The 18066-nt window shown below is 31.3% G+C and carries 14 protein-coding genes; 1 reads left to right on the forward strand and 13 read right to left on the reverse strand.

Going from position 1 to position 18066, the window contains the following annotated elements; genetic code table 11:
- Positions 1-162: 162 nt before the first annotated feature.
- The 3 genes from NNC19_RS18405 to NNC19_RS18415 all read right to left on the reverse strand — a co-directional run bounded on the left by NNC19_RS18405 (position 163) and on the right by NNC19_RS18415 (position 1732).
- Positions 163-858, reverse strand: a complete 696-nt coding sequence (locus NNC19_RS18405; RefSeq protein ID WP_310940149.1) for a YjjG family noncanonical pyrimidine nucleotidase — start codon at positions 856-858, stop codon at positions 163-165.
- A gap of 46 nt (positions 859-904) precedes the next feature.
- Positions 905-1153, reverse strand: coding sequence for a hypothetical protein (locus tag NNC19_RS18410; RefSeq protein WP_310940150.1), 249 nt, complete (start codon positions 1151-1153; stop codon positions 905-907).
- A 72-nt stretch (positions 1154-1225) separates the two neighbouring features.
- The gene (locus NNC19_RS18415) at positions 1226-1732 is read right to left on the reverse strand and encodes a TetR/AcrR family transcriptional regulator (protein WP_310940151.1); all 507 of its coding nucleotides are present in this window, start codon (positions 1730-1732) and stop codon (positions 1226-1228) included.
- A 143-nt stretch (positions 1733-1875) separates the two neighbouring features.
- On the opposite strand from NNC19_RS18415, the gene NNC19_RS18420 reads away from it, so the two are divergent.
- The gene (locus NNC19_RS18420) at positions 1876-2829 is read left to right on the forward strand and encodes a serine aminopeptidase domain-containing protein (protein ID WP_310940152.1); all 954 of its coding nucleotides are present in this window, start codon (positions 1876-1878) and stop codon (positions 2827-2829) included.
- Positions 2830-2975: 146 nt separating this feature from the next.
- Here the strand turns inward: NNC19_RS18420 and NNC19_RS18425 are convergent, their stop codons facing one another.
- From NNC19_RS18425 to NNC19_RS18470, 10 genes are read right to left on the reverse strand one after another with little or no spacing between them, the layout of a single operon-like run.
- Positions 2976-3275 carry a hypothetical protein gene (locus NNC19_RS18425; RefSeq protein ID WP_310940153.1) on the reverse strand — a complete coding sequence of 100 codons (300 nt, stop codon included), beginning with the start codon at positions 3273-3275 and terminating at the stop codon, positions 2976-2978.
- A 13-nt stretch (positions 3276-3288) separates the two neighbouring features.
- The gene (locus tag NNC19_RS18430) at positions 3289-5034 is read right to left on the reverse strand and encodes a hypothetical protein (protein ID WP_310940154.1); all 1746 of its coding nucleotides are present in this window, start codon (positions 5032-5034) and stop codon (positions 3289-3291) included.
- Positions 5010-6140, reverse strand: a complete 1131-nt coding sequence (locus NNC19_RS18435; RefSeq protein ID WP_310940184.1) for a VWA domain-containing protein — start codon at positions 6138-6140, stop codon at positions 5010-5012. Before NNC19_RS18435 ends, NNC19_RS18430 begins: the two co-directional genes overlap by 25 nt.
- A complete protein-coding gene (locus NNC19_RS18440) occupies positions 6137-8545 on the reverse strand; it encodes a DUF5682 family protein (RefSeq protein WP_310940155.1) in 2409 nt (802 codons plus the stop codon). The genes NNC19_RS18435 and NNC19_RS18440 overlap by 4 nt, the downstream gene beginning before the upstream one ends.
- Before the next feature lie 14 nt (positions 8546-8559).
- Complete coding sequence (locus NNC19_RS18445; protein ID WP_310940156.1) at positions 8560-9675, reverse strand: AAA family ATPase; 1116 nt, start codon at positions 9673-9675, stop codon at positions 8560-8562.
- Positions 9676-9717: 42 nt separating this feature from the next.
- The gene (locus NNC19_RS18450) at positions 9718-10200 is read right to left on the reverse strand and encodes a hypothetical protein (RefSeq protein ID WP_310940157.1); all 483 of its coding nucleotides are present in this window, start codon (positions 10198-10200) and stop codon (positions 9718-9720) included.
- A 23-nt stretch (positions 10201-10223) separates the two neighbouring features.
- The gene (locus NNC19_RS18455; protein WP_310940158.1) at positions 10224-10496 is read right to left on the reverse strand and encodes a DUF2262 domain-containing protein; all 273 of its coding nucleotides are present in this window, start codon (positions 10494-10496) and stop codon (positions 10224-10226) included.
- A gap of 56 nt (positions 10497-10552) precedes the next feature.
- Complete coding sequence (locus NNC19_RS18460) at positions 10553-10969, reverse strand: hypothetical protein (protein ID WP_310940159.1); 417 nt, start codon at positions 10967-10969, stop codon at positions 10553-10555.
- Positions 10970-10981: 12 nt separating this feature from the next.
- On the reverse strand, positions 10982-14488 hold the full coding sequence (locus tag NNC19_RS18465; protein ID WP_310940160.1) for a DUF4132 domain-containing protein: 3507 nt from the start codon (positions 14486-14488) through the stop codon (positions 10982-10984).
- 29 nt (positions 14489-14517) lie between these two features.
- Entirely contained in the window at positions 14518-17907 is a 3390-nt protein-coding gene (locus NNC19_RS18470) for a DUF4132 domain-containing protein (protein ID WP_310940161.1), read from the reverse strand.
- Positions 17908-18066 lie beyond the last annotated feature (159 nt).

Genomic DNA, 18066 nt, shown 5'->3' on the forward strand with positions numbered 1-18066 from the left:
AAATTTATATGTTTTTATAAAGTAAAGACAAAAGAGATATTTTCAGGAATGAAAATATCTCTTTTGTCAACGGTCTGTACGAAGCTACTTTCATATGTATGAAAGTAGCTTCGTGATTAGTTTTTGTTAAATTCTTTTATTTTTTAATTTCTTCTTAATAAATTAAATCTTATCTAATAATAAGTTTCTTAGTTCTTTAAAATCAGAAACTTCATAGGTTGGACTTAATTCAGTTTTATTTTCTAATTTATTAGGATTAAACCAGCAAGTTTCTATATTGTAATCAATTCCACCTTTTATATCAGAATGTAAAGTATCTCCTACTATAAGAATTTCGCTTTTGTTAAAATTACCAAGATTGTTTATAGCATGCTCAAATATAGCTGGATTTGGCTTTGATACACCTATTTCTTCTGAAATTACTATATCTTTAAAAAATTTTGATATAACAGATTTTTTAATTCTTCTTTCTTGAACTGATGTAAGTCCATTAGTTATAATAGAAAGTATGTAGTTTTTGCTTAATTCTTCCACAAGTTCACTAGCTCCATCTAATAAAAATGAATTATTACCTAAGTGATTCATATAAGAAGTTGCAAACTCATTTTCATTAAAACTTATATTTAATTTTTGACTTAATCTTTTAAATCTTTCTAATTTCAATTTTGATTGAGTAATAAGACCTTCTTCAAGTTCTTTCCAAATAGCTGTGTTTATTTTTTTGTATATATTAAAATGATAATTTTCATCATAATTAATACCAAATTCTATTATAGTATTTTTAAAAGCTTCTTTTTCAGACTTCTTAAAATCAAATAAAGTATCATCAGCATCGAATAATATTACTTTGTATTTCATAAATTAAATTCTCCTTTATAGCTTGTTTTATTTAAAGCATTCCTATTTACCTACAGGTTATATAAATAATCATTATCGCAAATTCTTTTTTGCCATGTATTAAAAGCCTTTTTATGAGGTAATCTAGTTCAACTATATCTGCTGGATGTTTGAACTTAGTAATGATACTTCTATTCCTAAGTAATTCTCTGACATATTCATTTAAATTATCTCTTTTAACTTTACCAAGCCAAACTACACTTCTTCTATGGCACATTCCTTCTACTTCAAAATTATCATCTATAAATCTTTTCATTAATTTATAGCCAATATTGTTTACATTCCAAAATCTAAGACTAAGATTTTGGTTGGTTTTATGTCTAATTACTTAAAAAGAGCCTTTAGAAAGTTGCTTTATTATACTCTCAGGCTTTTCCCTGAAACCATCTTTCACCCATTGATAGACAACTCCAAATAAGCCCCCAGCAAGAAAAGCATCAGCGTAGAGATTTTGAGCTTGTTTCCTTGGATCCATCACTGTACTTACATAAAAAATTTCAAAAATAATATCTGTCAGTCCGTTTTTATAAAGCCATATAAACTGCTCTTTTTCTTCATAAAGATAATTCATTAAAGCTTGTGATAAATTCGTTTTTATACTCTCTGGATGATTTTCAGAATATATTCCCCAGGCACGAGATATTTTATAAAAAACGACATCCTTCTTTCCATCTGAATTGTTGAAGTACCTGTAAAATGTCGTCCGACCAATTCCTGCTCTTTTACATATATCCACCACGCTGATCTCATTGTAAGACTTTTCTTTTGCCAACTGTGCTAGAGCTTCAGCAACACAATCTCTTATAAATAATTCATCTATATTTTTTCTGCGCATAATAGGAACAAAATCTCCTTTCTGTTCCGCTATTTGATTTACATATTGATTTTTTTAATATGTAAACCTATAATTAACTAAAAAAGGAACAACTGTACCTAAATGATAGCAAAATTTTTCACAGTTGTATAGGGGGATAAAATATGTTCTTGAAGAAAAATGAAAGACAAAGGGAGAAATCAGGAAAACCAAAAAGGAGAAAAATGTGGAAAATTATTGTTACTGTCATGTTAATTACTCTTGGATGCTTTGTAGGTAATCTTATAAATGAAGGAAATCATGGAAAGGGTGCTTTGGCATTTCTGTGTTATTTACAGAATCCTGGCGCATTAGCTGAAACACAGTACAGCTATCAGGAGACAGCCATTGAAGTAGCGAACAATGGTGAGACTATTCGAGGTACACTCTATGTGCCAGATGATAACAGAGAGGCAAGAGAAATTCTTATTATCTCCCATGGATTTAATTGTCAGTCTGCACTTCTTGCAAATAAAGCAAAGTCACTGGCTGCATCTGGAATTGCTACACTTATCTTTGATTTTCGTGGAGGTTCTCTCCGTGGACAAAGTGACGGAGCTTTCGAAAACATGACATACTTGACGGAAATTTCCGACCTAGAATGTATGATGAAAAAAGTAAAAAGCTACAAATGGGTAGATCAAAGTAAAATTTATCTTATGGGCGAGAGCTTTGGTGGATTGGTTTCAGCACTTACTGCAGCTCAAAATCCTGATGTTGCAGGGTTAATTCTTTGTTTTCCTGCACTTAGTTCTGTGGACTCAGCAAGAGCTAATTTCACTTCCATAGATGATATTCCAGATACACTTGCTGTTGGTAAAATGTCCACAGGGAAAGAATTCTGGAAAACTTTATATAATCTTGATGTGTACAATAAGATTGGAAATTACAAAGGAAGAGTTATTATTATGCATGGTACCAAAGACCAGAACGTGGATCCTAAATATTCCATCAAGGCAAATAACGTATATAAAAATTCGGAGCTTTTCCTAATTGAAGGCGCTGGACATGGATTTGGAAGTAAAGATGCACAGAGCACCTTAAAGACGATTTACCAATTTGTCACACAAAAAAATTAGCACCCTTTATTAAATAAAATCTATGGATTAAAACTGAAACAGATTAAAAATAACCTCCATGATTACCAGATAATCTCATCTAGTGGTCAAAGAGGTTTCTTAACCTATCATTAATATTAAAGTGACTATATTTAATTGGAATGATGCTAATCTTTGCCTTTCATCTTATCCTTCACCAAGCTAACATAACTCCCAAGTAGCGCAAGACTCCTCACCAATTCATCTAGATCAAAATTCAAAGTATGATTTTTCCTCATTAAGTCCTCTTTAAGCTTAAAAAGCATAGCTCCACCTTCCTTTAATCCTAATTCATTACAATTTACAGCTATTCTATTTACTTCTTTCAAAGTACCTTCTCCAACCACACTAACACCACTTAATAAAATTCCATCTAAAAGTATTTCTATATCCTCAATCACGCTCTTTAAGCCTTCATTATTCGCCACGAAATCCCTCCCTTCATATAGTCAAGTTCACTAAAGCTCCATCTTCATAATAGGCTGTTATAGGCACTGCTATAAATCCAGATTCTCCTAAGTATACTCTAGTCAAAAGCATAAAAGGATAGTTTTTCATTCTTTCCATCCTCTCCAGCTTTTCTATAAGCTTCTTATTAAATATAGAATACTTAACCTCAATACTTACACTTTCTTCTCTTTCATCATATAATGTCATTTTGAAAAGCTGCTGAATTTTATCAAAGCTACTTTCTCCAAACTTTGATGGCTTTATAAGGAATAAATCATAATTTTCTTCTCTTTCATTAAAGAATAAACCCGAGTTTTGTGAAACTGCTGAAAATAAATCCTTCCATGAGTTAAAAGTTTTATCTTTAAGGTATATGTTAGGAATATCTGTAGCTCCTATTATTTCCCCTTTACTGCTTTCACTGGAAGATAATCTAAACTCTCCATTTACCTTGCCATTAACAAGTTTTATCCTAGATTTTGAGAAGCTTTCTATATCGCCAGCAATTCCCCAAGGGTAAGTTTCCCTACTATAGATGTTTTTCCTATCATAAGCTGAATTTCTAGATAATGTGTAAGTAAACCAGCGGTTAAAGCCTTCTGCTGTAAAATAAAAGGTAGTTCCTTCATAACCAGACTCTGTTGTCCACTTTCTGGCTCCTATTGCTGTAAGTTCTATTGGAGGAATTTCATAATAAGAACTTTTATGCTCTCCCATTAATTCTCCCAAAGTCTTTTCATCACTGCAATTTTCAATGGCCATGGTTAAAACATAAATACTTTGTAACAAATATCTAAAGTCTTCTAAAGAAAAGGAGGCATTTTTACTAATATACAGTTTTAGCTTTCCTTGAAGTGATTTTATTTTCTTCTCCATGCTAGGAATGTCGCTGTTGTGACATATAATTGATAACTGTTCCAACTTATCTAAAAAGCTTTCAGGAATTCTAGCAAGGCCTGTAAAATATATTTCCTCTAAGGTTTTTCTAACTTGTTTTATGCAGCTTTCTAATTCTTCCCTACTTATAATCCTATCCTTATTAATTAAAGAAATAACTTCTTCCCTACTTATGCTTCCTTTGTAAAGACCATAATGGATTACTGATTCTGCCTTATGTCTGCAAAGCTCTTTACTTTTACAGCTACACAAAGAATTATTAACTATGCTACTATCATTTATGGATAAATCTTTCTTTTCCTCTCCCTTAACAGAAATAAACTTTACAGTTTCCTCCCCTTCAAATTCCACCTGAAGAAGAGCTCCTTCCTTTATCTCAGCCTTTAATCCAAATTCTATTCTTTTAACTAGGTTTCCAAATTCTCTATCCCCTAAAGCAGTCTTTATACTCTTTAAATTTATATTTAAAAGCTCTGAATAATCCTGAAGAAACTCCTCTTGCTCATCAGGAGCTTCCTTTAAAGAAGATGACTCTCCAAAGATTTCATCCATATGCTGTTTTACATATAAATAACTCATCACTGTATGCTTGCAAATACTTCTTGAAGGACAGCTACACTTAAAGGCTTGTATATCTTCATTAATACTACATACATTACCATCTGGCAGTTCACATTTTACAGCCTCTTCTTCTACTGTTATTTTTACAGCAGCACCTGAATTTAGGTCCTTTGAAGCTCTATTAAATATGCCCTTATTAGTAACCCCTATAAGATATTCATCATTAATAGAAAGAATATAAGATTTTAACTTGCTTAAGAAATTATCTTTGCTATCCATTTAGCTAATCCTCCTGGCGTCATTGCTGCAACTTCTGCTCCGAGTGTAGCCATTTTAGCTGCAGCTTTCTTATCATACATACTATTGGCCTTATCATCTAATGCTGTAAGAATTATAAGCTTAGCCCCTGTTTCAATTATTGCCTTAGCTCTAGCATACATTACATTGTAATTATAACCATCATAAAGATCTGTCACCATTACAACTATAGTTCTAGAAGGGCTTTCTATTAGTTTTTCTGCATAACCTAAAGCCTTTCCTATGTTAGTTCCTCCACCTAGCTGAACACTCATAAGTGTTTGAACTGCATCATCCACATAAGAGGTTAAATCAACTATCTCTGTATCAAAAATGAAAAGGCTGGTTTTTAGCATAGGAAGTTTTGAAAATATTCCTGCCATTATGGCACTGTGAATAACAGAAGAGAGCATACTGCCACTTTCATCTACTGCAACTATTATGTTCCATGGGTTGTACTTTCTTACTCTGCCATAAAAATAAACTTTATCTACAATTATCCTCTCTTTTTCTCTATCATAATTTTTTAAATTAGCTCTTATAGTCTTTTTAAAATCAATGTTTCTTGCAGACTTTACAGCACTTCTTTTGTTTCTGTCCACTTTTCCCATGATTGTCAGCTTTACTTCATTTTCTAAGGTTTTAGTTATTTCATCTGCTACCTTCTTAACTATTTTTCTGGCAGTATCTAAAACCTCACCCTTCATTAAATGTTTCATCTGAAGTATATTTTTAAGTAAATCTGCATTAGGCTCCATAGCCTCCAGTACCTTTTTATCTGTTAAAAGCTCCTTCATATTATATTTTTCAAGGGCATGCTTTTCTAATATTTCCACTGTTTCTTTAGGAAATAAAGTTCTTACTTTAGTTATCCATGAAGGCACTGTAAGGTTTGAGCTTCCTCTTCCACCTCTTTGACCATCTGCTCTTATTCCTCTCTCTTCATCATAATCCCTATCATATAGGAATTCTAATAAATCACTAAGCTCTGAATAATTGCTACTGTCTTCTGAGAACTCTATACTGTCCTCTGCAAACTTTCCAAGTACTAATCTCCATCTATTTAAACCAATTAAATCTTCTTTCATATCTTGTCCTTCCTCTTGTAAACCTGCCACTTTTCTAAAAGCTCCACTGCATATTGGTCTAGTGATACTGCTAAGATTATATCCTCTTCCTTTAGGGCATTTTCATATAGAATATCCTCTTCATTAGTACTGTACTTTTTGGCTACTTCTTTTGCAAGGCTATCAATTTCTCCAGGATTAAAGAAAGTAAAACTAAATCTTAAATCAGGAAGAAGTGTCATAAAGTGTTCTTCTTCTATATTTCTAAGGAAGTTATCTATTCCTTTAAGCAACTCCTCTTCCCCAAGCAATAAATCCTTAGCTGTAGAAAATAGTCCTTTCAAAAAGCTTCCTGACTTCATAAGCTTTTCCCCTGTTCCATAGAGATACTGTACTGCTTTATCTGCCACTTCTTTAGAATAAATAGAATTTAATCCATATAATATTCCTAAGGCTGCTCCTTCTACTGCACTGTTACAGTCTTTCTTAGAAATAAGCACATTTAAGCTGTCTATTAAAGTTTCACTATCAAAATTAACTTTATTAGAAATATGATAAATGTCTTTTAGCTTAGAGATAACTTCATTTTCATTATCATAGTCCACAGTATTCAAACTAGTTATTTGAGAAACAGCTTTGTTATAAGCAGTAGTAAAAAATTCCTGCAGTATTTCTTCCATATGAATGTTAAGTAAATCCTCTGCGTTACACAAAAAATTTAAATTGTAACAGGAATTTGTAATAGAAATAAAATTATCATCTCCATTTAAAATTTCTCCAAAGGAAGGTAGCAAACCTTGAAGACTACTTTCAATTCCCATAAGTGCAGCTTCTATTAAAAGTAGTGAAGCTTCTCCTGATTCATTCTCACAGGATATGAACCTTTTTGTAAGTATTGAATTTGCTGCTTCCTTTAAACTTCCTCCCTGCATAGAAAGTTCTATAAGAGTACTTTGAAGTTTAGTAGTCCATTTGTACTTCCATACTTCTCTTACTAAATTAGTATTTTTCCTTCTAATAAAATCTGGTCCCTTTTCCATAAAGCAAAAGTTAGTATCTAAAAACTTCATCATATGAAAAAACTTACTTTGCTCTCTATGTTTTTTACTCTTATAAATACTAAGGGGCACGCCATTTTCTAAAGTAGTGGTTTTTATGTTAAACTTTTTACACAATTCATTAAAATCCTGTACTATAGGAGGAACTTCTGCTAAGGCACAAAGCTTTCCTATTTTATTCCCTGTAAGTATTTCTCTTAGATACTTTAAAGAAACCTGTGATTCTGCATCCATTTCCCCCTTTACAAAAGCAGAAGTTATGCCATCCTTAAGCTCAAAAACTCCACATTCATATTTATCTCTTAAAGATTTAAGTCCCATTGCCATATTAAAAGCTTCTATTTCATCTGCTGTAGAAAGATTTCCATAATTTTTTCTTATATGTTTTCCTGTATGTACAATAAAGTTAAGCACAGCTTCTTCATAAGGTTTATCCACCTGCTTCTCAATATTATTCCAAACTCGCTGATAAAAAGCAGGATGAATCATTCCACTGGCATATCCATTTAATTGATCACTTTCCTCAAAGGAATAAGCCATGGCATATACTCCAGTATCAGCTTCAGCTATATTATGAAGCTTTATTTCATCATTAGTTTCTAGTCCATCAATAAGTGTAGAAGTGTGAAAACCTCCACTTACTACCAAAACTTTATTATACTTTTTTACTGCTTCCCTTATTTTCATACTCATAAAGGTTTCTCTAGCAAAGCAACCATCTTCCTTAAGCATTTCCTCACTATAGCCTACTCTAGATAGATAACAGGAAAATATCATATTTTCTATGAACTTCTCTGTGCTTATTTTAAGTCCATCTATTTCAAATAACTTTTCCCAAAGCTCATTGTAGTTTCTGCAACCTTCCTTTTCACAAATTGCTTTAATAAAAACACTTTCCTTCATTAAATAATCATCATTATAAGTATTCTTTTCCTCAGCCTTTCCCATAACCTCTAACTTCTTACTATTTATAAGTATTTCTGCATAGGATAAATCTATAAACTCACAGACTATCTCTCTCTTTTTACCTTCTCTTAAGGCTAAAAGCTCTGGTGAAAAATCTAGAAAAGGATAATAACACCTGTACTTTTCCTTGCTTTCTTCTATAAGTCCATTTCTATCAAAGTAACTATAGTAAATACAAACAGGAGCTTTAGTTTCTTCATGAGCTATATACTGTATAACCTTATTAGCCTCTGCTGGTCCTTCAATTAATATAATTTCAGGTTTATAACTGTCTATCACATTTTTAAGATGAAAACTGCAGGCAGGACTGTGGTGTCTTACTGGGAAAAACATTACCTTGCTTTCTAAATCATAGGCTTTTTTCACATAATACTTTATTTGATTGTCTATATTTTTACCCATAAATAACTCCACCTTTATTTAATCCACTTTTTAGCTTCATAGAACGCCTTCCAGTTACCACCCATTCTTGTACTCTTACCTTTAACTACAATGTTAAAATAACTTCTTAGCTTATCCACATCTTCACGGCTTTCCTTAAGTACAGATCCTAATATGTTTTGCACCATAGTACTCATATCCACTTTAGAATCCCCGTAGTAATAGCTACTCATAAGAGTTTGATAATAAACTGATACTGCCTCTGCAGTGCTCATTACTGCTGAAGGCTTGTCTATTCTGCTCCCCTCTGCAGATACTCCTTCTCTTAATTCATGGAAGGTTGTTGCAAGAATTTCTGCTGCATCTCTGTCCACTTCCATATCAATATTAGAATTCTTAATTAGCTTTTCCACTTCTCCCTCTATTATCTTAGCTTCTAAAGAAACATCATTTATTGGGAATACAGTTTCAAAATTAAATCTTCTCTTTAATGCACTACTCATTTCATTAACTCCACGATCTCTGGTATTGGCAGTAGCTATAACATTAAAGCCAGGTGTGGCACAAAGTAGTCCTTCTTCCCCAAACTCTGGTATATTTAAAACTTTATCACTAAGTATACTGATTAAACTGTCTTGTACCTCTGCTGGACATCTAGTTATTTCCTCAAATCTAGTTATAATTCCCTTTTCCATACCTATGTACAAAGGAGAAGGCACTAAGGCTTCCTTAACTGGTCCCTTAGCTAAAAGTAGCGCATAGTTCCAGGTATACTTAATCATATCCTCTGTAGTTCCTGCAGTTCCTTGTATAGTGTTTGTACTACTTCCACAAATAGCTGCAGATAATAGTTCACTTAACATGGTTTTAGCTGTACCTGGCTCTCCCACTAGCATAAGTCCTCTGTTTCCAGCTAATGTTATAATACATCTTTCAATAAGAGTATCATCTCCATAAAATTTCTTAGTTATATTAACGTTTTTTCTTTTTAATTTTAAAGGCTTACTGCTTCCTAAAATAAAAGTTCTCACAGCCTTAGGAGATAATCTCCAGTTTGCTGGTTTAGGTCCCTCATCATTAGCTTCTAATGCAGCTAACTCATCTGCATATAATATTTCAACGGTAGGTTTTAATGCTTTTATTTCATCCATAATATATCTCCTCTTTATATATCAATTGCTTTAGTACTTAAATTACACAACTGGAATATCATACATCACAATAAATAAATTCAAATTTTTATTAAGCTCATCTATTTTCTTGAATGCTGGATCTAAGGTTTCCTCTATACCATCAACAAATAGATCTATGTGGAATTTTAAAGTTGTTCCAAGTTGCCTGCCATTTGGTGTTACTGGTGGCAGGGCAAATGGTCTCAATTGAATTTTAGTGCCACCTCTAGCACTATCCCTAACAAACCAAGCTAGAAATTCAAGACTTTTAAGACTATCTAAAGAATTATCAATACTAAATTCAAATTGTATAAGGATTTCATTTTTAAGACCACCCTTTGTGCGTAAAAGAGTTGCATGTGGCAGATGTGAAAATTGAGATGTTTGTAATAAGAAGTCATCTACACCTTCTAAATTGTCTATGCCACTTTCTATTGACACAATACCCTTTAACTTTGAAATTGTATTATGAAACTTTTCTATTTCTATTGGATAATTACTCATATTACTCCCCCAGCTATTTATTTTTACCCCGCAATAGTTGCTGACTCAAAACTTCCATTTATATTTCCACTTACTATAATGCAGTGTCCTGCAAACAAATCTCCATCAGAAAGGAAAACCTCAAACTCACCTTCAGAATATACACTTATTTCCTCTATTAATTCCTCAATTAATTGATTTTTGCTCATTGGAAGATTTCTAGGTAACCTCTGAGATAACGAAACATCTCCCCTTAAAGATCTTTCCAACAAGCTATATTCTTTGTATGTTAATTCTATATCTCTATTAACTATCATGTTTCCTCCACTATCATAAGGTCTGTTTTTATACTCCTACATAAGTTAAAAACTAATTAGTCCCATTCATCTTTATTTTCTTCGTATTCTGATCTCATAGCTTCTAAAAATTCTATAATATTCTTATATATGGCTCCATCTATATCTGTATCACTGTCATGATCCCAAGATGTAAATGATAAGCCTTCATTATCTGGCATAAATGAACACAGCCAAAAGGAAAAATATCCATCAAAGCCAAAGGAAAACCACCCTTCACTTTTGAAAGGTTCAGCTTCTGAATCCTCTAAGGAATTTTCAATAGAATATATATATCCAAATGGTAAATCCACCTTTGAATATTCAGCATAAAATTCTCTTAAAGCGACAGGTGCCAATAACAAAGTATTTTCATCATAGGTACTTTTAGTTATCTCTACTTTATCACCATATATCTTAAGCATATTATCCATGTATTCACTAATCTTACTCACATTAATTTCTCCTTATTTCTCTTCTCTCCACTTATCATTAGTTCCAGTTTTAGAAACTAAGGCTTTATTTATTTGATAAAGAATTTCACTGAAAAATCTTTTAGGCAGTGTTTCTAATTCCACTACATTTTGTTCTTGTATTTTCTTATTTATATAAGCATACTTTGACATGGTTCCTAATTTGTAAAAACATAAATCATATACTGTTACTTCATCATTCTCATAGCCTACAGGTGCACCGCTGAAATTTAGTCCAACCTCTACTTTGTAACTGCTGTCTTCTTTATAAAAACCATAATATACTCCACCATCTCCAATAGATCCTCTAATCCATCCAAAGTCTGTTAGCTTGCCTAATAGAGATAAACCATTTAACATAGTGCCTCCAAAACGTTCCACAGTATTATTCTTCTTTTCTTCCTCTGTAACAGTAAATATTTCTCTATTTAACTGTTCAAATGGCTGCTTGATTTCATAGTTTTCAAATTGTTCCTTCCACAAAGACATGTCTTCACTATTTAATTCAATAGGGTGAATAATTCCTATTATCATTTCATCTTCTAATTCATACTCTTCCTCATCTTTAGTATTAAAGCTACCATCTTCCATATATCTAAAACTATCTACTAAAGAATTATCTTTATAAACTCCCCAAACAAGACCTATAGCAAATTTATGCATAATAGGATTTTGGACAAAAAGTTTTATCCATGAATCTTTAGTCCATTTTCTATTGCTGGACAAGGCCATTTCTAAACGAATAGCTTGTATATTTGCTACTGTTTTTAACTGTTTCTTCAAGTTTTTAAATTCTGTATAAGCTTCCTTTGCTTTAACTTCGTCATCCTTCTTAGCTGGAGCTGGAAGACTTTTTAGCTTTTTACCCTTTTCATCATTTATCTCTAAAGTAAGCTCTGGAGTAAGGATGGCAGTAAATTTTCTGTTTCCATAATCAAAAACTCTTTCTCCTCTTATATCAAAGCCTAAATTTGGAACTATTCTGTCGGAAAGCTCCTCTATATCTACTCCCATTTGCTCTGCTGCAAATTTAAGAGCTGAAGCTGCAGCAGTTTTAACCTGCTTAAATTTAAACTTTCTAGATATATTGTCTACTATTATTAAAGCTTCATTGCTTCCATTTAAAGCAAGAGATCTAACTGCGTCACTAGCTATTGCTCCTCTTGAATTCTTAGGCCATTCTTCTATCTTCTTTTTAAGCAAACTAATTACTTGATAATCCCCAAAAACTGAAGCAAAAGAAAGCACCCATTTCTTCTTACTTTCTGCACCTAAATCTAGCCATCTTTGTAGAACCTCTAAGGCAAGCTTTGATAAGTCCTTTTTATTTAAAAGTTCTCCTACCTTTAAAGCATCACTACTTATTCCAATTTCAATACATGAGGAATAACATACAAGCATATATTTTATAATTTCATTTTCTGCATAAGCTTCACTATCCTTAAACCTTACCTTTATCAAAGTATCACATTCAAGCCACCTTAAAGCTGCTACTTTATTTCCCTTTAAACCTTGCTTGCAGTATTCTAGAATATCTAATTCTTCATTCTTTTCTTCTAGAGTACTTTCTAAAGATAAAGCTTGTCTTAAAATAGTTTTTATCTTTTCACTTTTCTCTACTTCTAATGCTTTATTTAATGCTTCCAGAACCTTTTCATCACTGTTATTTAAAAGTATCTTTACTGCTGATTCTCTAACAGCTTGTTTTTTAGAGCTTAAACTAGGTATTACCAATTGATGATTTGCCTTTCTTGAACTTAGAATCTTTACCACTGTTTCTCTTACTACTTTTGAAGAATCTCCTAAATACTCTATAAGAATTTTTGTACTCTTAGTTTCTTCAAGAGTTTTATTTAACATTTCTAAAATACCTTTTCTACTTTCAGCATCACAATTGGATATATTTTCTATTACTTCCTCAGCTTTTGTTTCAATTATCTTTTCCATAATGCTAATTGCTTGGTTGTGTAAACTACTTCCAACATAACTGGTAAAAGCACAGCTTCCTAAATAGCTTATATAGTTTTTAACAGAAGCCCCACAACTATCTAATAATTTTATATATGAATTCAAATCATCATCTGATAGATTCCTGCCATTGTATTTAAGGTAATCATTATATATACTTCTTAATATATCTGAATTTCCTATGGTAATAAATATGTCCATAGCCCTTGAGAACATTGGAGATTCACCCTCTAACCAGAATAGAATTTTAGAAAAGTTAAAAGATGTCTCATATATTTTTATTTTCCTAAATAAGCCTTCTAATGATTTATCTATATCACTAAAAGAAGCATTCCCTTCTAAGTATTGTATAAAGTCTTCATAAACATCTCTTCCAATATCATACTTATTCATAAATGAAGAAAATTCATGTATAAAAATATCTTCTGCATCATTTATAAATTCATAGCCTTCTCCTTTTACCCAAAGAAGAAAAGCCATATATACTTTATTAACACCAGAACACATTGAAGTAGCTTTCTTAAATTCTTCCCTGTGTTTATTCACCTCTTTTTTTAGTTCTTTTTCAAAGGTATAGTCATATGCAAAGCTATTTGATTCTCCAAGCCATGCAATATACAATTCTCTTTTAATTTGAAGTGCATCAACAAGATTGGACATAATATTATAACTATTATACTTAATAGAGTTATGCAAATTATAAAAGAACTCTTTATAATCAAATGCAACAGCAAACTTAATAAATCTTTTTGACACTTCAGAGTTAACATATATAGTGCTACTAATTCCTATTAGAAATCTGAATATATATTTATTAAGGTTTAAAACTAATTTGCTATCACTTTTTATAATTTCCACTATTTCTTCTAAATCTGGAGTTTCACCTTTTAAATACTTAGTTATAGCTCCTACCTGTATTTCAGATATGTGATTATCGAATAAGTTTCCTATTGATTCAAGCAAATCTCTTTCTAACCACTGGATATATTCTTCATTATTTTCCTTATAAGCTAAATAAGTTGCAATTATAGCCTGTTCATTTGCTTTACTCATCTCAATTGCTTCTGAAAATGAATCCTTATACTTTTCATAAAGGCCATCATAGAACAAAATAAAGTCGCGGCTTAATGTCCTTTCTTGTTTAGTAATAGATGTGGCATAGTAAGCTATAACAAACTCTGGGCTTAAGCCATACTTTAGAAAATCTCTATAATAAGAAGCCCCTTTATAATAGCCTATCTCATCAAAAACAGAAAATAAAGATTCTTTTCCCATTTGAAATAGTGTTCTTAAGTACTTTGATAAATAATCATCAGCTTTATGCTTAACTAAAGAACGATAGGCACTAACTATTATCTCTACCTCTTCTGGCTTTAATTGTTTCATATCTATAGTAGGAAGTTTCTTAAAGAATTCTTCTTCTCCTAAGCTTTCTTCCACATATTCTTTAAAACTATCAGTAACTTCATAAGATAAATCTAAACTTACTAACACATTGATTATTTTTTCTGTTAAATGTTGTTCCAATATCATTATTATTTACACTCCTCTATCTTTTAAAATTAACGCCTCATTCTCCAATTATCTACAAAGCCAGTTTTAGCTTCTAACGCCTTGTCTACATCATAAAGTATTTCACTAAAAAATCGCTCTGGAACCTTAACTGGTAAAATAGTATTTTCATCAGTTACCTCATCATATACATAACTTCCTCTTTCTACTGTATTAGCTTTGTAAAAAATTAATTCATAAATAGTGGTTTCTTCATTTTCATAGCCAACTCCAAGGTAATCAAATTGAATTTCTACTCCAATGCCTATTTTGCTATCTTCTTTATAAAACTGATAATACCCACCAGCATCTTGTACAGAACCTCTGTACCAACCTGCTTTCATAAGCTTACCTACCATTGAAAGTCCATTAATTTTAGTACCAGCAAAACGTTCTATATTATTCATTTCCTGCTCTTCTTCAGTTATCTTGTAAGTCTTTCTTTGAAGTTGAGGGAATGGTTGTACTATTTCATAATCTTCAAATTGCTGTTGCCAGCTTTCAAGAGTTTCTTTATCCATTTCTAATGGATGTGCAAGACCTATGAAAGAATCCTCTAAAGTTTCGTATTCTTCCTCATCCTTCGTATTAAAGCTACCATCTTCCATATATCTAAAGGTATCCTTTATTTCCCCATCTTCATAAACACCCCATACTAAACCAAGTGAAAAATTATGCATTATAGGATTTTCTACAAAAAGCTTCTCCCAATCATTTTTCTTCCACAATCTATTAACTGCAAGTGCCATTTCTAGTCTCAAACTTTGAGTAGAAACTATAGTTTTTATTTGCTTTTTAAGTGCTTTAAATTCCTCTGAAGCTTCTTTTGCCTTTAATTCATCATCAGATTTATTTGGCTTTGGCAAAGTTTTAGTTACCTTACCATTGTTATCTATAATTCTTAAGGAGAAATCCAATCCTAGACTTAAAGTAAAACTTCTGCTTCCAAAGTCGAAGACCATTTCCCCTCTCTTATCAAAACCTAAATCTGGTACTATTCTATCTGCTAGATCATCTTCTGTTAAGTTTAGAATTTTTGCTGCTTCTATAAAGGCTCCTGCTGCTGCTTTTTTTATTTGCTTGTGTTTCACTTTTCTAGCTATGTTATCTATTATTATTAAAGCGTCATCACTGCCATTTAAGGCTAGTGCTTTTACAGCATCACAAGCAATAGCACCCCTTGCACCTTTAGACCAAGCATCTATTTGTGTTTTCAAAGTATTTACTACATTGAACCCTCCAATTGCTGAAACTAAAGCCAGCACCCATTTCTGCTTTGTATCTGAACCATTATTAATCCAAATACTTAAAATATCATTTCCAAGTAAATCTAAATCAGCCTTATTGCACTTCTCTATTACCTTTTCTGCTGTGAGATTTCTTTCTACTACATTTTCAAGAGAGTATTTACTTATTAAATAAGTTATTACATCTTTTGATAATGCCTGTCCATCTTCGTACTTTACCTCTGGTAGTCCACTTATTGGAATCCACTCTGGAGCAGTATAAGAAGTTTTCTTAAGTCTTTCACTGCAATAACAACTTATAGTATCGGCACTTTGAAGTATTTCCTTGTCTAAACAATCTGCATTTACAATATTTAGAAGCAAAACTTTAACTTTTGCATTTTTTTCTTTTTCAGCACAATTTTCAATTTCTGTTGTAAATTTTCTCATATCAAAATTCATTAAAATTTTAGCAGCTATTTCCCTAACAACAGCCTTTTTACTTGCTAGAACTCCTAAAACTTGTTCCTTACATTCTTCATACTCACTAAGGAGACCTGCAACCTTATCTCTAATAATCTTGGAATCATCTGATAAACTTCTCACTAAAACCTTAGAGTATTTTTCCTTATTAGCATTGAAAATCGCTTCTAGCACAACCTCCTTTGATTCAACCTTTAAATCTCCTATAATTTTTATAAGCTCTGTATTTCCTTCATTACATAACATTATTAAATATTCCTCAGCTTTTGGATTTAAAGCTTCATCAACCATTAAAATTAAATGTCTTTCATTTATACCTAAACTTAAAAGTTTTTTAGCAAGACTTATATAACTCATAGACTGACTTTTTACTAATTTGCACACAATTGAAGATGCTAAATCATATTTTTCAGCATTAAGCACTAAGTATAAAAATCTATATATAATTTCTTTAGTGTTTTCCATTGAATAAATTAATTCCAAGCAAAATCCGTGATAACGCAATGAATACCCATCCCATCTTCCCTTTTCAACTCTAGTAAAGTAATTATCTATGGATTCCTGATTTTTATTCTCCATAACATATTCTAAAATCTTAGATTTTTCTAGTCTGGTTACTTCATCAAAACCATTAAAATTATATATAAATCCACCTAAATAGTTTTTTACTTCATACTTAAATTCTTCAAAATCCTCAACTTCTCCAGAATTTTGATATATATATAAGGCAAGAGTAAGTCTTTCAGCCTTTTCAAAATTATTCCTAACTTCCTTACTTTTTTTAATAAAATCCAAGGTTTCTTTAAAAACTAATGGTATTTCTTTTATTTTATCTTTTATTTCCTTTAGTGCTTTTTTATCTTCATTCAAAATATACAATTCTATTAATCTCAATATATATAACTTTTTATCTATATTGAATTTTTCTGCAATATCATAACTTTTACTCTCAGCATCCTCCACATTAGCAAACTTCACCAATTCATTAAATATCCCTCTTCCATAGCTACTAAAACTCACCATATTGCTAATAACTTGTTTTAACACCTTACTTTTTTCATGTGCATAATATAATAATTGAACTAAATTTGTCTGTCTATATTCTAGGTGTATATTTACATTTTCATTATCTTGTAAATTCTTCTCTACAAACTTCTCTGCATCCTCAGACAATTCATAAGAATTCCCAACAGCTAGAATAGCTAAAATTAATTTTATATAAGTATTATCTGCTATGTTAAAGGTCTTTGAAATTATTAACTTATCTTTAGCCACCATAGCTTCTGAAATATTAATGATTTCTCTAATTAAGCTTCTATCATATTTTTTTAGAATCCATAATAGTAACCTTTCCTGGCTATCCATAGATTTTAGATATTCTAAAGCCTCATATGTAGAATAAAATCTATTGTACACCATTCCCAAAAAGCTTTCTTGTCCTATAGCAAAAAATACATTAAGTATTCTTTTAAAAACTTCTTCATTATCTATAAAGCTGTCCATCAACCCCCAAAAATCTTCCTTTATGTTATACTGATTTCTAAAGGTATCTTTCATATTGCACTGATAAATTTCATTTAAATTTAAAACATTTTTACCATTTTCAATGTAATCTCTAATCTTTATAATCTCTTCATCCTTTAAAACACAATTACAAAGGTTTACTTTTAATAAGTTTAGTAACTCTTCCATAACCATCCTCCTGTGAATATCTCGTGTATACACTTGTAAACGTCTTTAATTATATATCACTTAATTTATTTTTTTACATAATTATTTTGTTAGCTCAAGTTATATCGTATTTTATCACAATTTGTCTACAAAACATATATACTTCATAAATTTGCAAAA

Source organism: Clostridium sp. SHJSY1 (genome assembly GCF_031626875.1).
Taxonomy (GTDB): Bacteria; Bacillota; Clostridia; order Clostridiales; family Clostridiaceae; genus Clostridium.

What these genes read in the sequence shown, in the direction of transcription:
- NNC19_RS18445 (WP_310940156.1), bottom strand. Translation starts at nt 9,675, where the DNA reads ATGGATGAAATAAAAGCATTAAAACCTACCGTTGAAATATTATATGCA.
- NNC19_RS18430 (WP_310940154.1), bottom strand. Translation starts at nt 5,034, where the DNA reads ATGGATAGCAAAGATAATTTCTTAAGCAAGTTAAAATCTTATATTCTT.
- NNC19_RS18435 (WP_310940184.1), bottom strand. Translation starts at nt 6,140, where the DNA reads ATGAAAGAAGATTTAATTGGTTTAAATAGATGGAGATTAGTACTTGGA.
- NNC19_RS18440 (WP_310940155.1), bottom strand. Translation starts at nt 8,545, where the DNA reads ATGGGTAAAAATATAGACAATCAAATAAAGTATTATGTGAAAAAAGCC.
- NNC19_RS18420 (WP_310940152.1), top strand. Translation starts at nt 1,876, where the DNA reads ATGTTCTTGAAGAAAAATGAAAGACAAAGGGAGAAATCAGGAAAACCA.
- NNC19_RS18405 (WP_310940149.1), bottom strand. Translation starts at nt 858, where the DNA reads ATGAAATACAAAGTAATATTATTCGATGCTGATGATACTTTATTTGAT.
- NNC19_RS18470 (WP_310940161.1), bottom strand. Translation starts at nt 17,907, where the DNA reads ATGGAAGAGTTACTAAACTTATTAAAAGTAAACCTTTGTAATTGTGTT.
- NNC19_RS18415 (WP_310940151.1), bottom strand. Translation starts at nt 1,732, where the DNA reads ATGCGCAGAAAAAATATAGATGAATTATTTATAAGAGATTGTGTTGCT.
- NNC19_RS18455 (WP_310940158.1), bottom strand. Translation starts at nt 10,496, where the DNA reads ATGATAGTTAATAGAGATATAGAATTAACATACAAAGAATATAGCTTG.
- NNC19_RS18465 (WP_310940160.1), bottom strand. Translation starts at nt 14,488, where the DNA reads ATGATATTGGAACAACATTTAACAGAAAAAATAATCAATGTGTTAGTA.
- NNC19_RS18450 (WP_310940157.1), bottom strand. Translation starts at nt 10,200, where the DNA reads ATGAGTAATTATCCAATAGAAATAGAAAAGTTTCATAATACAATTTCA.
- NNC19_RS18410 (WP_310940150.1), bottom strand. Translation starts at nt 1,153, where the DNA reads ATGAAAAGATTTATAGATGATAATTTTGAAGTAGAAGGAATGTGCCAT.